The 14,875-nt window shown below is 42.9% G+C and carries 13 protein-coding genes; 9 read left to right on the forward strand and 4 right to left on the reverse strand.

Annotated elements, in window-relative coordinates:
- Positions 1-156 precede the first annotated feature (156 nt).
- The 6 genes from OCU30_RS14645 to OCU30_RS14670 all read left to right on the forward strand — a co-directional run bounded on the left by OCU30_RS14645 (position 157) and on the right by OCU30_RS14670 (position 6,369).
- Positions 157-618: a hypothetical protein gene (locus OCU30_RS14645; protein WP_077314319.1), complete on the forward strand. Its 462-nt coding sequence runs from the start codon at positions 157-159 to the stop codon at positions 616-618.
- Between the two features lie 37 nt (positions 619-655).
- Positions 656-1,102 carry a GNAT family N-acetyltransferase gene (locus OCU30_RS14650; protein WP_338061953.1) on the forward strand — a complete coding sequence of 149 codons (447 nt, stop codon included), beginning with the start codon at positions 656-658 and terminating at the stop codon, positions 1,100-1,102.
- A 276-nt stretch (positions 1,103-1,378) separates the two neighbouring features.
- Entirely contained in the window at positions 1,379-1,897 is a 519-nt protein-coding gene (locus OCU30_RS14655) for a sugar dehydrogenase complex small subunit (RefSeq protein WP_077314318.1), read from the forward strand.
- Positions 1,897-3,477, forward strand: coding sequence for a GMC family oxidoreductase (locus OCU30_RS14660; protein WP_077314317.1), 1,581 nt, complete (start codon positions 1,897-1,899; stop codon positions 3,475-3,477). The genes OCU30_RS14655 and OCU30_RS14660 overlap by 1 nt, the downstream gene beginning before the upstream one ends.
- A 1-nt stretch (position 3,478) precedes the next feature.
- Complete coding sequence (locus tag OCU30_RS14665; RefSeq protein ID WP_077314316.1) at positions 3,479-4,825, forward strand: c-type cytochrome; 1,347 nt, start codon at positions 3,479-3,481, stop codon at positions 4,823-4,825.
- 302 nt (positions 4,826-5,127) lie between these two features.
- Positions 5,128-6,369: an MFS transporter gene (locus OCU30_RS14670; protein WP_159439124.1), complete on the forward strand. Its 1,242-nt coding sequence runs from the start codon at positions 5,128-5,130 to the stop codon at positions 6,367-6,369.
- Positions 6,370-6,429: 60 nt separating this feature from the next.
- On the opposite strand, the gene OCU30_RS14675 is transcribed toward OCU30_RS14670, so the two are convergent.
- The gene (locus OCU30_RS14675) at positions 6,430-7,308 is read right to left on the reverse strand and encodes a LysR family transcriptional regulator (RefSeq protein WP_077314314.1); all 879 of its coding nucleotides are present in this window, start codon (positions 7,306-7,308) and stop codon (positions 6,430-6,432) included.
- Between the two features lie 24 nt (positions 7,309-7,332).
- The gene (locus tag OCU30_RS14680; protein ID WP_077314313.1) at positions 7,333-7,908 is read right to left on the reverse strand and encodes a TetR/AcrR family transcriptional regulator; all 576 of its coding nucleotides are present in this window, start codon (positions 7,906-7,908) and stop codon (positions 7,333-7,335) included.
- 125 nt (positions 7,909-8,033) lie between these two features.
- On the opposite strand from OCU30_RS14680, the gene OCU30_RS14685 reads away from it, so the two are divergent.
- On the forward strand, positions 8,034-8,570 hold the full coding sequence (locus OCU30_RS14685; RefSeq protein WP_077314312.1) for an HPP family protein: 537 nt from the start codon (positions 8,034-8,036) through the stop codon (positions 8,568-8,570).
- A gap of 63 nt (positions 8,571-8,633) precedes the next feature.
- Here the strand turns inward: OCU30_RS14685 and OCU30_RS14690 are convergent, their stop codons facing one another.
- Entirely contained in the window at positions 8,634-10,322 is a 1,689-nt protein-coding gene (locus tag OCU30_RS14690; protein WP_077314311.1) for a sensor domain-containing diguanylate cyclase, read from the reverse strand.
- 725 nt (positions 10,323-11,047) lie between these two features.
- Here OCU30_RS14690 and OCU30_RS14695 point away from each other — a divergent pair.
- Positions 11,048-12,208: a pectate lyase family protein gene (locus tag OCU30_RS14695; protein ID WP_077314310.1), complete on the forward strand. Its 1,161-nt coding sequence runs from the start codon at positions 11,048-11,050 to the stop codon at positions 12,206-12,208.
- Positions 12,209-12,327: 119 nt separating this feature from the next.
- Here the strand turns inward: OCU30_RS14695 and OCU30_RS14700 are convergent, their stop codons facing one another.
- A complete protein-coding gene (locus OCU30_RS14700) occupies positions 12,328-13,269 on the reverse strand; it encodes a sugar-binding transcriptional regulator (RefSeq protein ID WP_077314309.1) in 942 nt (313 codons plus the stop codon).
- Between the two features lie 232 nt (positions 13,270-13,501).
- Here OCU30_RS14700 and dalD point away from each other — a divergent pair, with 232 nt between their 5' ends.
- Positions 13,502-14,869: a D-arabinitol 4-dehydrogenase gene (gene dalD, locus OCU30_RS14705; RefSeq protein WP_077314308.1), complete on the forward strand. Its 1,368-nt coding sequence runs from the start codon at positions 13,502-13,504 to the stop codon at positions 14,867-14,869.
- Positions 14,870-14,875 lie beyond the last annotated feature (6 nt).

Genomic DNA, 14,875 nt, shown 5'->3' on the forward strand with positions numbered 1-14,875 from the left:
CTCCTAGTCATACATTTTGCGCCATCATACGCCGGTTATCGAGAGATAAGCGGCGTTTTTTTATGCGTATCATTGGTCATCAGCGTAATATCGGCGGTACCAATCGTACTTAGTATAAGATTTGGGTATGATGTCCTTTTTATTGCACATACTCTGATGATTAATAAACAATCCTTGCGTCAACAGTTACTACAAATATTGCACGATCAACGTGCCAATGCATTGACCGCCGCTGATAGCGCTCATGATGCGGCGACGCATGAGCAAAGTGTCGCAGAAACTCAATATGATACGGTGGGTTTAGAAGCCGCTTATCTCGCGCATGGTCAATCGCAACGAGTCATGGAATGTGATGTGATGATTCAACGTTTAAGCGCGTTGGCATTACGTGATTTTACCGATAACGATGAAATTGGCTATGGCGCACTGGTGACACTGAGTAATAATCAAGTCTACTGGTTATTACCAGTATGTGGCGGGGCACGATTAAAATATGCTAGCGTAAGTGAGCAAACGATAACCGTTGTCACAGATCAATCGCCATTAGGACAAATGTTAGAGGGCGCAGAAATCGCAGAAGTACTAGCCAACGGGCATACTATTATCGCGATTTGTTAAAGGATGTTACTTAATAAAGCCAAGGAGAAAGAGTTCAATGAACGAGGGCAATATCACATATCGTGAAATGCAATTAAGCGATTATGACGCAGTTATGGCGTTATGGAGCGAAGCTGAGGGCTTGAGCCTCAAAGATGCCGACTCAAAAGAACATATTGCGCGGTATTTAGCACATAATCCTCGACTCAGTTATGTGGCTTGGCAGTCTACTATTCTAGTAGGAGCCGTGTTAGTGGGGACCGATGGACGGCGTGGCTATCTGCAGCATTTGGCGGTACATTCGCATTATCGTGGTCAGGGAATCGCTCGCCAGCTCATTGATCGCTCTTTGAACCAGTTAGCCGAACAAGGTATTGCCAAAACGCATCTATTTGTACTAAATGACAACACACAAGCTCAGCATTTTTACGAGAAATTGGGTTGGTTTGCTCGTGATGAAGTGCGAATGTATTCATTTAATCGTAGCGAGAATGACAACGTATAATAAACAACTATTGTCAGTTGTTTATTCTATTATCGTGTACAGATGTAAAGATTCACCGGTATCAATAAGACGATAGACTTAATGAGGGCAAAAGATATTATTGATAAGTTTGTCATAGACATAGTGTATATTAGCAACGATGGAAATACCGTTACTTTCTGTTACAATGAGTAAGTGTAAGTTAAAGCGAGGTTAATCATTAGCCTCGTTTTTTATTATCACCACGATTACATACAACTCAGAATAAGCAGTAAATGCAGAATACACGGGTGCGCTATGAACAATGATTCTTCAAAAAATCCGTCATCATCCCATGATAAGACGCGACGTAATATCATCAAAGGGCTTGCTTCGACCAGCCTATTGTCCCTTTTTCCAACCTTTAATGTTATAGCTGATTCCCTAAGAGATGATGTGCCAGACGCGTTTGTCTCTGTGTCAAAAGCACTCACGCAGCGAGACGTATTGCCTGAGATGCTAGTTCAACGTTTTTATCAGGCGCTGCAAGCAACCCATCGTGGATTTGCACAGCAAGTTATGACACTAGAGCAAGAAATGAATCAATTTAAGACGCAGAACTTTGCCGATAAATTGAGTCCTGAATCTCAACAAACAGCAAAAACTATTTTATCGGCTTGGTACACAGGCATCGTCGGCGATGGTCCAGAGGCTCAGGTAGTTACTTATCGTAACGCTTTTGAATTTTCTGCAGTAGAAGAGGTACTCACACCACGTAGCTATTGTCCGAATAAGCCGGGCTTTTGGGCCGCTAAACCTATGGAGAAAAACGCATAATGACTACTAAAAAAGCAGACGTTGTTGTTGTTGGTTCCGGAGTCGCAGGCGGCTTAGTCGCTAATGAACTCGCGAAAGCGGGGAAGTCTGTACTGATATTAGAAGCTGGGCCTCGGTATTCGCGCGGCGAAATTGTCGAACGTTTTCGTAATCAGCCGAATAAATCTGACTTTATGGCGCCTTATCCGTCCACGCCATATGCGCCGCACCCTGAATTTAACCCTAATAACGGGTATTTAATTCAAAAAGGTGAGCAAGCTTATGATGCTCAATACATTCGTGCTGTTGGTGGTACAACTTGGCATTGGGCTGCTTCCGCATGGCGCTTCATCCCTAACGATTTTAAATTACAGTCTATCTATGGGATTGGACGTGATTGGCCACTAGAATATAAAGATCTAGAGTTTTGGTATCAACGAGCAGAAGAAGAACTCGGTGTGTGGGGGCCCAATGATGAAGAGTTAGGTTCACCACGTTCTCATCCTTACCCGATGTCTCCACTGCCGATCTCGTACAATGAAAAAGTAATTAAAGATCGTTTAAATCAGAACGATTTTTATGTTGTTACAGAACCCGTCGCACGTAACAGTCGTCCTTATGATAATCGTCCTACCTGTTGTGGCAATAATAACTGTATGCCGATTTGTCCGATAGGCGCGATGTATAACGGCATTACTCATGTTGAGAAAGCCGAAGCGAACGGCGCAACGGTTATCGATCAAGCGGTCGTCTACAAAGTAGAAAAAGGGGCGAACAATAAAATTGTTGCCGTGCATTATTACACTCCTGATGGCGAGTCAGTGAAAGTGGAAGGTGACTATTTTGTATTGGCTGCGAATGGCATTGAAACGCCAAAATTGATGCTGATGTCAGATGTGGGCAATAGCTCTGATATGGTTGGTCGTAATTTGATGGACCACCCAGGTACTGGTATTCGTTTTTACGCGAGTGAAAAACTGTGGCCAGGACGTGGCGCTCAGGAAATGACGTCGATTGTTGGCTGGCGAGATGGTGATTTCCGCTCTCAATATGCAGGTAAAAAATTGCACTTGTCGAATATGAATCGCACCGATCAAGTGACGGCAGAAATTCTAGCGCAAGATCAGTTACGCTTGGGCGATGTTCTGGATAACGAAATTCGTGATAAAGCGGCTCGATTTGTGCAGTTAGATAGTTTCCATGAGTTACTGCCTCATCCTGAGAACCGTATTGTTCCTAGTGCTAATCAGAAAGATGCAATGGGTATCGCTAAACCTGAATTTCATTACGCCATTGATGATTACGTTAAGCGTAGTGCGGTACATACCCGTGAAGCGTATGGCAAAATTGCCAAGCTTATGGGCGGGACTGAGATTCAATATCGCGACGAATTCTCAAACAACCAGCATATCTGCGGTACGGTGTTAATGGGCTCAGATCCTAAAGACAGCGTCGTCGATAGTGATTGCCGTACCCATGATCACGATAATCTATTTATTGCCAGTTCAGGCACGATGCCGACGGTAGGGACAGTTAATTGTACATTAACGATAGCTGCTCTGGCTCTGCGTATCGCCGACACACTCAGCAAGGAGGTATAACATGCGCTATAGAAGTCTGTTTATCGCAGTGATTCTTGTCGTATTTATTGGTGTTGGCGCGATTGTGAGTGGTCTTTGGCAACCCACGACCCATTCACCTGCCGATATCCAGCAAATTAAGACGACTGACATTCCTGAAGGAATGAGTCGTGGCAAGTATATCGCAACTATGTCGGATTGTACTGCATGCCACACGACAGATGAAAGTCAACCGTTTGCAGGGGGGCTAGCAATGCCATTGCCAATTGGTACATTGTATTCAACGAACATCACTCCTGATAAACAAACCGGGATTGGCAATTATAGCTTGGCAGATTTTAAGCGTGTGCTACGCCAAGGTATCCGTAAAGATGGCAGTAACCTGTATCCAGCGATGCCTTACACCGAATACACCAAGTTATCTGATGATGATATTAGTGCATTATATGACTACTTTATGCACGAAGTTAAACCAATCAAGCAGGAAAACCATGAGAGTGATATTCCTGCAATATTAGCTATGCGCTGGCCTTTATCGATTTGGAACTGGATGTTCCATACTCAAGGTGCTTATCAGGAGAATCCGGATAAGAGTGCCGAATGGAACCGTGGTGCGTATCTAGTGCAAGGTGCGACACACTGTGGAACGTGTCATACGCCACGTGGTATTGCTATGCAACCTATTGCCGGTGATGAACAAACGAAAGGGTTTTTATCGGGGGCCGATTTAGGTGGTTGGCATGCCTTTAATATCACCAGTGATGATAAACATGGTTTAGGCTCATGGAGTAATCAAGAGATTGTTCAATACCTAAAAACGGGCTCAGTAGCGGGTAAAGCGCAAGCAGCAGGTACCATGGGCGAAGCCGTAGAGCATAGCTTTCAATACATGAGTGATGACGATCTTAATGCTATCGCGACGTATTTACGCTCGGTACCAGCCGTCAGCCAAGAAGGGCCATCTCGGTTTACGCAAGGGCAAGCAAAGCCTCAAGATATGGCTGTACGCGGTGTCCCTTTAGATAAACTGACGAAAGATCAGCAAGTACAATCGTTGTACATGGGCAACTGTGCAGCGTGTCATGGCGCCGATGGTGGTGGTTCGCCGGATGGTTACTATCCTTCGCTTTACCACAACAGTGTGGTGGGCAGTAACAAGCCAAATAACCTCATTCAAGTGATCTTGACTGGGGTGCATCGTAAGACACAATCCGCTGATGTGATGATGCCTGCGTTTGGTCGTCAATTGTCTGACCAAAATGTTGCAGACATCGTTAACTTTGTGACAAAAAACTATGGTCAAAAAGAGGCCAAGGTCACACCTGATGAAGTGAAAGCGTTGCGTTCACAAACAGAAGCGACGCCTTAAGCCTTGAACTGACAGTGCTTAATTTGAGATAAGAATAAGAGTGAAGCGCAAGCTTCACTCTTTTTTTATTGATGGGGCAATGAATACGGGTCGTCGGCGCTATATTGCCCGGTGCGTGTGACTTCATCGTGATCGGGCTGGCTAGATAGCTTGGTATGCTCATGACCTTACTAAGAAGATAGGTTAAATAAGCATAATCATAACGCATTGAACAGCAGCATTTGTATCTATAACTGCTGCATTTATGGGTATTTTCTACGGATAGTGTGCATGCAAAAATGCATACAACAAAGGAGGAATCAATGTCCCATTCGATAATGAATAACAATGATCAACAAGTTGCTAAGGCAGCGGATCATAAACCCATTCTATTTTTTCTCGCATTATCATTAGTGACGGCACTTATTAATAGTAGTGCACCCACGCCACTATATCCTTACTATCAAGACCGCTTTGGATTAAGTTCAACCATGCTTAGCGTGATTTATGGTGCTTACGCTGCTGGAGTCATTGTTTCATTACTGGTCGTCGGACAATTGGCGAAACGCATTACGGATAAACGCGTTTTTATTCTACCCGCACTCGGTGTTGTGCTAGTGGCAGGCATTGTCTTTTGTTTTGCTGATTCTTTTGCTTCGTTGTTTGTGGCTCGTCTTCTTACTGGTATAGGAACTGGCGCATTGACGGGGGCTGCCAATGTGTCTTTAGCCAAAATAGGGCCGAATGATAAAGGTAAAACTGCCGCCCTTATTGCAGTATTATCGTTTACGTTAGGTTTATCGATTGGACCACTTTTAACTGGACTTGCGATACATTATGAGTTTTATCCGGCGCAGGCGCCTTTTCTTGTGATTTCTCTGATGGCGTGTGTGGCGTTTTTGGGCGTGCTTAAATGCTGGCCGCGAGCACTGAAAACCGTGTCAGCGGAGAAAATATCGGCCAACCTATCTGCTGGTAACATTGAAAATCGTCCGGTCTTTGCTTTGTGTGCTGCGACATTATTTTTATGCTGGATGGTCGCGGCATGTATTTTGACCTTTGGTCCGAATTTGTCGCAACGCTTTTATCATGGTGCAAGCAATAGCAACTTATACTTTTCATTTCTCGTTACCTTTTATTTATTGATTGCAGGAATTAGCCAAATAGTGTGCAAAAAATGGACGGCGTTAGTATCGGTTCAATATGGTTATCTGATTCAAATTCTCTCGTTTGTCATCATTGGCAGTGCTATTGCTTGGTCATCGGCGTTGTTAGCATGTGTTGGTGTGATCTTGGCCGGGTTTGCATATGGTGCATTATTTGTTGGATCGGCGCGCTGGGTGAATCAGATGGCGACACCGGCTAATCATGCCAAAAGCATTGCGCTATTTTATCTGGTTGCTTATACCGCCAATTGGGTGCCGATCATTTTAGGTTGTGGGGTCGATATACTGGGTCTGACTCGGGTTATGTTGGGCGCCTTAGTCGTATTTAGCCTAGTAGAAGTCGGGCTACTTGCTACGATCAGTAAGCAGCGTGTTGCCTGGTTATCGTCAGAGAGTTAAATACTATTATCGTCAGTATATCGTTAATTAGCGATATACTGACGACTGTCGCAAAGAGTATTAAGACTCATAAAAGCTCGTGAATTGTTTAACAATTTCGTCAATCACTAAGCGATATTTCGGTGTATGGGTTAAATCTGGATGTAAAACTAACCAGATATCGACGTAATCGTTAAATTCAGGAATCAGTTTAACTAAGCTGGGATCGTTGTCTGGCACCATAAAATTGGAGATGAGACCGATCCCTAATGAGGCACGTACACCTTCAATTATTGCATGCTGTGAATCACACTCCATCACGACTTGGCTGGCATCAATGGTTCCATCGAATACTTGATGCCAGTGACGTGGCACGGCTTGTTGATGAAACATAATCAGCTGATTGAATGACCGGACATCATCGAGAGAGTTGAGCGAGTGATTCGCCGCTAGCTCGGGAGAAGCATACAATCCCATGGTGATGGTCGCGAGCTTACGTACGACGAGATCATTATCACTCGGGCGCTGACCACGAATCGCGATGTCGGCTTCTAAACTACCGATATCAGTGATCGCAACGCCGGTTTTCAGCTTAATCGTCAGTTGTGGATTCAACGATTGTATACGTTGTATTGCGGGAATTAAAAAAAAGTGGGCGAGTGTATCTGTGGTTGCAATGGTTACCGAGCCAGTCATTGCATTTGTTGCACTGTCACTTTTTCTTTGGATTAGCGCAAATTTCTTATCAATGGCGGTAATATCAGGCAACAGTGAAGCCCCAAATTCGGTCAAGCTTAACGCTTTAGTGGTGCGGTGAAACAGCTTTTGTCCGAGTTGACGTTCCAATGCATTCAAACGACGACCTACAGTGGCTTGGTCGACCTTCAATGCCCGTGCAGCGCCGCGCAAGCTATGACATTTGGCTATTTCACAAAAGTACTTGGCATCATCCCAGTTCATGGTTTTTCCTTAGCGATGGGGGACTTAATTTTGTAGTTCTAGCGCTTTGTCGGCAGGTAAACCGGCAATGCTGAGCATGAGATCTCGAAAAACGTCACTATTTTTTGGTAAGTCATCAAATTCGGCACGCACAATCATCCCTTCTAGCAACACCATAATCGCTTCGGCTTGTTGTGAGGTAGTCGTCATGTCGGGCTTGGCTAAGCATTCTTGAATTAAGCCTTTTAGCCACTGCTTATGATGTTTAGCAATGTGAATAATCTCCGTATCCGACGATTTAAATTCGGCGGTTGCATGCATGAACATACATCCGTGAAAACATGGACTTTTGAACCACGCTAAATGCCAATCGAGAAGTGAATTCAGTTTTGCTTCGCAACCAGATACCTTGCTAATACACGCCGTTAAACTTTCTTCAAAGTCTTGATGACGGCGATGAAGTACGGCTTCAATCATTTTATTCTTACCAGCAAAGTGGCGATACATCGACGTTTTGGAAACGCCTGCACTGTCTCTAATCCAATCAACGCCGACAGCAGTGTAGCCATGTAAATTAAATAACTGCTGTGCGACATCGAGGATGTGCTCTTTTTTACTCATACGTTCCTCACTTCCCACCACTTAAAAAAGTGTTTGCACTATGTGAACAGATCTGTACTATAAATGCAAGTGTACATATCTGTACACATTTAACATTTAACATTTTGAATCAAAAGGAAAGGAATATGAATAAGTTGAAAGGCGGTGGCACATTGCCTGATCGAGCTTCGTGGCGGCAATTATGTAATGGGTTAGTGGGAGGAACTACGGGGATCTTCATGTTAGCGATGCTCGGCGAATACACGGGCGTGCCTTGGCTAATGGCGCCATTTGGAGCGACTTGTGTGTTGTTATTCGCGGTACCCGCTTCGCCGTTAGCACAACCTCGTAACGTGATTGGAGGTCATATGGTGACAGCACTTATTGGCATCATGGTGTTGTATTTGGCTGGAAACTCACCGCTGGCATTGGCGCTTGCTGTTGGACTAGCGATCATGTTGATGCAGGCTTTGCGTGTGGTTCACCCACCTGCGGGGGCAAATCCGATTGTCATCATCCTTGCCGGAAAAAGTGTCATAGGGCTGAGTTTTCTGGTGACTCCGGTATTGTTCGGAAGTGTTGGACTGGTGTTTATTGCCTCGTTATTGAGTAATTTAGGTAAACAAACACCTTGGCCTACCTATTGGCACGGCGTAAGACGAAAGTCGCAGAAACAACCTTAGGAAACAGAGTGGGGTGGATGCTCGCTTTTGGATGAGCACTTAACTGACGTTTTTCTTTTAATACTAACTTAATAAAGCGTCAGTTTGGCTGATTCGATTGCGCCCAGCTTGTTTCGCAATAAAAAGCTGTTGGTCTGCTCGGCTCAGTAAATGCTCTAAGGTATCATTGCGAATCAACTCTGAAAGACCAAAGCTTGCGGTGACCGTAATCATTCCTTTAACCGTGCGCAGTGGTGTATTTTCTAACGTTAGTCGGATTCTTTCCATCAGTATACTCGCTTCGGCCATGGTGGTGTTAGGTAGTAAAATAACAATTTCTTCTCCTCCCCACCGGGCGATGATATCGTCCTCACGTAAGTTATTAGTAAGGATATGAGCGATATGTAGTAACACCTGATCGCCCGTATCATGCCCATAGGTATCATTAATAATCTTAAAATGGTCGAGGTCCATCATGACACAGGCCAGTGATGTTTTCTCATCGTAAGCCGATTCAAGCGTGGGGGGGCCATATTGATAAAACGCCCGACGATTATAAAGATTGGTAAGTGGATCATAACAAGACAAGTGTTTATTTTTAATTCTTTCACTTTCAATATCTTTTAAACGGATCGTAATAATAATGGCTAAAATAATTGCTTCACACAACACACCCAATACGGCGCCATGATAAGTATAATAGTTGTATGGAATAAACCCCCATATGGTAAAGGTGGTCGTTAATAAACCAACCATACTGCACAGTACAGAAAATGAAAAACTTTTTGCATCTTTAATTTTATTAATGCTCAATAAGCCAGTAATAATCATTAGAATAGAAGACAGTGTTAAATAGCTAAACGCAAAGCGTGTTGTATTTATATGGTCAAATTGATAGGCGTAATATATAAAAACCACTATGCCACATAAACTATAGAAGATTAATAGTTTGTAAATCTTTGGTATATGGCGTGATACATCAAGGTAGCTAACTACAAATGCAACCCCACTAATACCATGCAATATCATCAATGCTAGGGTCGCATAATCTTGAAGAAATGTAGAGTTAGGATAAATCCACGCAAAACCATAACCGTTGTAGGTAATATTTACACAGATAAAGCAACTAATATACAAGCAGTAAAATAACGGATAAGGCTGTTTTAGCGTGATATATAAAACTAAGTTAAAGCCAATCAATGACGCAAGGATGCCATACACAAACGCGCTACTAAAATGAATAAATGTATCGTTATTCGTTGCTTCCTGAGGTGACAGTAGCTGAATTGGCAAGGTCATTGGATCATTCGAAGAGGCCGATATGAGGATATGATGTTTTCCTGGTGGGATTTTCATCGAGATTGTATAGCCTAAGCCTGGCACTAAGTGTTCATCTGCTGGCAGATGGCTATCCCCAGTTTCCCAGTGTTGAACTAAGAGGCCGCTTTGGAAAAGATAAACATTAATATGGTCAATCCATGTCTTGCCGACAGTTAAACGTCGACTAAGTACACGCTGTCCATGATTCGTAACGCTTAGTTGTACCCAGGTAACGTTGTCAGAAATACCTAATGATAATAATGAGCGCTGGCTGGTATGGGTATCGCCTAATTGAAATCTGGCTTGTGCCTTATCAAGCGATAGCGTATGCGGGTCTTGAAAATATTCGATAGTATCGAGAGTGGTGATTGGACGGGAATCCGCAGCTGCGAGCGTAGGGAAACCGTATAACAAGATGAAAAAACTCGTAAATAATAGGCGCAGCGCTAGCATGAACTATCTCTCGTATTGTTGACATCTTAAATTAAACGATCTACATACATTTGTCATGACTATTGTCAATGAATAAACTATTTTTCTTAATAATAAGAAATATGTCATTAAGAATGATTTCGTACTATAAAATTATACTATTTTCATGAGAACCACTCTTTCGGCGACAAGGCGCTAAATATTGCCTAATTCTCCTCATTACTTTTTGTTAATGACTACGAGCGAGACGGCAAGAAACGACGTAACATTACAAGAAAACGACTGAGCGACTGGTCGCCGTCTTTTATCGGCGTTTGTCGCTTCTATCGGTGCCTCCTAATCGTGTGATGAAAAGAGACTGCTCAACGATTCTCTGGATTAAAGTATGCTCAGACAAGAAAGTATCTAAGATAGGGGTCTTAGATAATGAGTGTGAATTAATATGCTCAAGCTAGCGTTGTTATGCTGGTTTGGTATTAAAAGTGTTGTAATTTCCACCAGTAATTATTATTTAATAAATGGCTATTTAGTTTTATTGACATTGGCTTAATCATTTTATGATGGCAATAATATTTTATAAATATGGCAGGGATCAGGTTTTAGACGTATATATTTGTTGTTTATTAGTCATTATTGAATTGTGAATAATATAATTATTAATTGTAATGAAAGGCGATTTTTATGGTTTGTATCGTCTTAATTAATAACATGCCATATTATATAAACTATATATTTAAGGAATTAGAATGAGTTCTTTCTCGAAAAAACTTTCTATATTGGCGGTAACTGCTGCTTTATCATCTCTTACTATTACGGCTAATGCTGATCAATTGTTAACCAATACTGCATTGGAAGCAGCGAGCAGCGGTTTTGCGACATTAAATAATGGTACCACCGGTGGCGCGCGTGCCGACGCGAAGCATATTTATATTGTGAGTAATATTAGTCAGTTTAAACAAGCACTCAGTAAAGATGAAGAGCAACCACGTATTATTCAAGTGCAAGGAACAATCGATGTTACCGGTGGGCAGCCGTATCGCAATTTTGATGACCAGAAGGCACGATCGCAACTGAAGATACCATCGAATACCACAATTATTGGTGTGACTGCGGACGCTGGTTTTAAACATGGTTCATTGGTTGTACGTAAAGCGAATAATGTCATCATTCGTAACCTCACACTGGAAAGCCCCGTTGATGTTGAGCCGCATTTTGAAAAAGGTGATGGATGGAATGCCGAATGGGACAGCATGACGATTGCGTACGCACAAAATGTTTGGGTTGATCATGTCACATTTGATGATGGCTCATTTACGGACGCCGATTATGGCGAAAAAGATGGGTGGGAATATGTGCGTCACGATGGAATGCTAGATATTAAACGCGCAAGTGACTTTGTCACAATCTCATATTCGGTGTTTAAAAATCATAATAAGACAATGCTCATTGGCCATAGTAAGAGTAATGCATCGGAAGATCGTGGACACTTGCGTGTCACACTTGCCGATAACGTGTTCAGTAAGATCACACAGCGCACGCCGCGTGTGCGGTTTGGTAACATCCATGTCTTCAACAATTTATTTGAAGGGGATTACAAAGATCCAACGTATCGTTATATGTACTCGTTTGGTTTGGGTTATGAAGGTTCGATTCAATCGCAATACAATGTGTTTGATATCGATAACCTTAAAACGAGCAAGCAATATAAAGTTGCGAAAGTCTATCAAAGCAACTCATCGTTAACAGATACTGGATCAACCTTTAACGGCTCGCCTCTGGACTTAGAAGAAAGTGATGTTCCAAACGCAGCATCTTGGTCTATCCCTTATAACTACACATTATACTCAACAGAAGGGTTAGGAGACTACTTAAAAGCAACCGCTGGTGCGGGTAATCTTGCCTTATAAGTAAAGCTGACATACTCAATGATTAAAAAGGACACCTAAGGTGTCCTTTTATCTATTAATGGAGAATCGTTTGGTTAGCCTTCGAGCTGATTGTCGCTGGTGTTTGCCAGTTACGCTGGTTATTGTGTCAATAACCATCTTGCTGTAGCTTCATCGGTGACTAAGCCATTGATCCACCCACCAATGAGTGAAGCAAGAATAGCGGCCCGCTTATCTTCACTACAAGCGGCACCAATGCGAGGGCATTGGTTATTGCGTATATCATAACTGGTAATTAACTGATTGATTTGACACGCTACGATCTCGCCTTGCGCATTGATAAAGCGTCCCAAAATCTCACCAACCGCGCCTTGCTGATTTAGCTCTTTACCTTTATCTGATGAGATAAAGCCATCTTTTATGATTGGGCTGGTTTTCATTAATGAGCCAATTCCTACAAACATCACATTGGCTTTATCGGTGACCTTCGCTACTTGTTTAAAGACACGCATATTTTTCCATATTGCCAGTTCATCACTAGATGTAGCATACCGCGGTACAGGTAATTGAAAGTAATTGGCTCGAATTTTACCCGCTAAAATAAGCGGTACATCATCGTAGTAATTACATTGGCCGTTGATGCCCATCGCACTAATTAATGCGACACACTGGTTGTTTGATGACTCAAAATCAATACGATTAATCGCTTTTTTTAGCGTCAGCCCAGAGCCAATACCGATGATCTGAGCTTGTTGGTCTTTGATATATTTTGAGATCAGTTGAAAACAGCCAAAGGCTACATTATCGAGTGTTTCTTCGGGATTCGTCGTGGGCACGATATTGCACTCTACTAACTGGTATTTCTTTTTTAATAACTCTGCGTAATCCAAACACCTTGATATTGGATGATGAAGCCTGACCGATACAATTCCTTCTTCTTTTGCGGTTGCAATCAAACGTTGTACTACTGGTCTTGATAGGCCGAGTTCTTGTGCGATATCCCGCTGATTGCGCCCAGATACATAATACATCCAAGCAGCTCGAACCATTTGATCAGTTTTATGATTATCTTCTTTAGCCACATAGATTCCTTTTTATCAAACGCTTCGCTTTATGATTTTGGTACGAGCTTAGCCATTAACATCTCTATATTGCTTATTTTCTCTCTAACTAACCTAAAGTGCAATGATAATCAAATACCCACAAATGAACAAAAAACCAAGCAATGGTCTTTTGTTCATTTGTGATCTATAACTCGTTAATTGATTTATTGTTTGGTTAAAGTTGAGCCATTAATAAAGGCGAGGAAATACAATGCACAATTACACCACATGGCTTCATATCGGTTTAGGTTCATTTCATCGAGCGCACCAAGCCTGGTATCTGCATCAGTTACGGCAGTCTGGTGATACTCGTTGGCATATTGCAGCTGGGAATATTCGCGATGATGCAGAGGCCACAATCGAGGCGTTACGTTCTCAAAATGGTGAATACATGCTTGAAACGGTGAGTCCTGCAGGTGAGCGTAACTATGAAGTGATTCAATCTATTCAGACGCTGCTAGCTTGGCAGCCAGATCTCAAGCCGCTGATTAATGAAGGAGCAAAAGCGAGCACCAAAGTGATTGCGTTTACCGTGACCGAAGCAGGCTACTATTTGAAGACCGATCATTCGCTAGATGTCACTAATCCAATATTAATTGGTGACTTGAACGGCGGACACGCGACTATTTATGGGGCGGTAATTAAAATATTGCAAGCGCGCATGGATGATCATGCTGGGCCAGTGACACTATTAAGTTGTGACAACGTTCGCCACAATGGTGAGCGTTTTCGTGATGGCTTGTTGGAGTGCTTGACGTTACAAGGTAATGCAGATCTCCTCGCGTGGGTGCGTGCGAATACAACATGTCCGAATACCATGGTGGATCGGATTACACCACGTCCGATGCCGGATCTGCCTGCGCGAGTGAAAGCGCAAACAGGGATGGATGACCGCGCTCCAGTGATGGGCGAAACCTTTATTCAATGGGTGATTGAAGATAACTTTATCGCTAATCGGCCGAAATTTGAAAACGTCGGAGTGGAAATGGTGGAGTCAGTTATTCCTTATGAAGAAGCTAAAATTCGTATTCTGAACGCATCCCATAGCTGTATTGCTTGGGCTGGGACGTTGCTCAGTAAGGCCTTCATTCATGAAAGTACATTGATCGATGCGATCTACAATGTGGCTCATAATTATGTGCACCATGATGTGATTCCCTGTCTTGGTGATAATGGAATTAATCTGCACGCGTATCTTGAGACCGTATTAGAGCGATTTACCAATCCATATATCAAAGACACTAACCAGAGAGTTGCGGCCGATGGTTTGTCCAAAATTCCCGCGATGATTACTCCCACGATGATTGAGTGTTATCAACGCGGGATGACGCCCCATGCAACAGCGATGCTGCCCGCCTTGTTCTTTGTTTTTATGCAGCAGTGGCATAAAGGAGAACTGCCGTATGAATATCAAGATAGCATGTTAGATGAAAGCGCGATGCACACGATGTTTGACGCAGCTGATCCAATCCAAGTGTATACACAAAACGCAGCGCTATTTGGTGAACTAGCCACACAAGCTGAATTTGCCACGTTGATACGCGATAAAATTAGCATTGTGAATGAGATGATTGCGTAAGGAGAG

The organism is Vibrio palustris (assembly GCF_024346995.1).
In the GTDB taxonomy this organism is placed as follows: Bacteria; Pseudomonadota; Gammaproteobacteria; order Enterobacterales; family Vibrionaceae; genus Vibrio; species Vibrio palustris.

Bases quoted from the DNA above. Each gene is read 5' to 3' on its own strand.
- OCU30_RS14645 (WP_077314319.1), top strand. From the start codon at position 157: ATGATTAATAAACAATCCTTGCGTCAACAGTTACTACAAATATTGCAC.
- OCU30_RS14650 (WP_338061953.1), top strand. From the start codon at position 656: ATGAACGAGGGCAATATCACATATCGTGAAATGCAATTAAGCGATTAT.
- OCU30_RS14655 (WP_077314318.1), top strand. From the start codon at position 1,379: ATGAACAATGATTCTTCAAAAAATCCGTCATCATCCCATGATAAGACG.
- OCU30_RS14660 (WP_077314317.1), top strand. From the start codon at position 1,897: ATGACTACTAAAAAAGCAGACGTTGTTGTTGTTGGTTCCGGAGTCGCA.
- OCU30_RS14665 (WP_077314316.1), top strand. From the start codon at position 3,479: ATGCGCTATAGAAGTCTGTTTATCGCAGTGATTCTTGTCGTATTTATT.
- OCU30_RS14670 (WP_159439124.1), top strand. From the start codon at position 5,128: ATGTCCCATTCGATAATGAATAACAATGATCAACAAGTTGCTAAGGCA.
- OCU30_RS14675 (WP_077314314.1), bottom strand. From the start codon at position 7,308: ATGAACTGGGATGATGCCAAGTACTTTTGTGAAATAGCCAAATGTCAT.
- OCU30_RS14680 (WP_077314313.1), bottom strand. From the start codon at position 7,908: ATGAGTAAAAAAGAGCACATCCTCGATGTCGCACAGCAGTTATTTAAT.
- OCU30_RS14685 (WP_077314312.1), top strand. From the start codon at position 8,034: ATGAATAAGTTGAAAGGCGGTGGCACATTGCCTGATCGAGCTTCGTGG.
- OCU30_RS14690 (WP_077314311.1), bottom strand. From the start codon at position 10,322: ATGCTAGCGCTGCGCCTATTATTTACGAGTTTTTTCATCTTGTTATAC.
- OCU30_RS14695 (WP_077314310.1), top strand. From the start codon at position 11,048: ATGAGTTCTTTCTCGAAAAAACTTTCTATATTGGCGGTAACTGCTGCT.
- dalD (WP_077314308.1), top strand. From the start codon at position 13,502: ATGCACAATTACACCACATGGCTTCATATCGGTTTAGGTTCATTTCAT.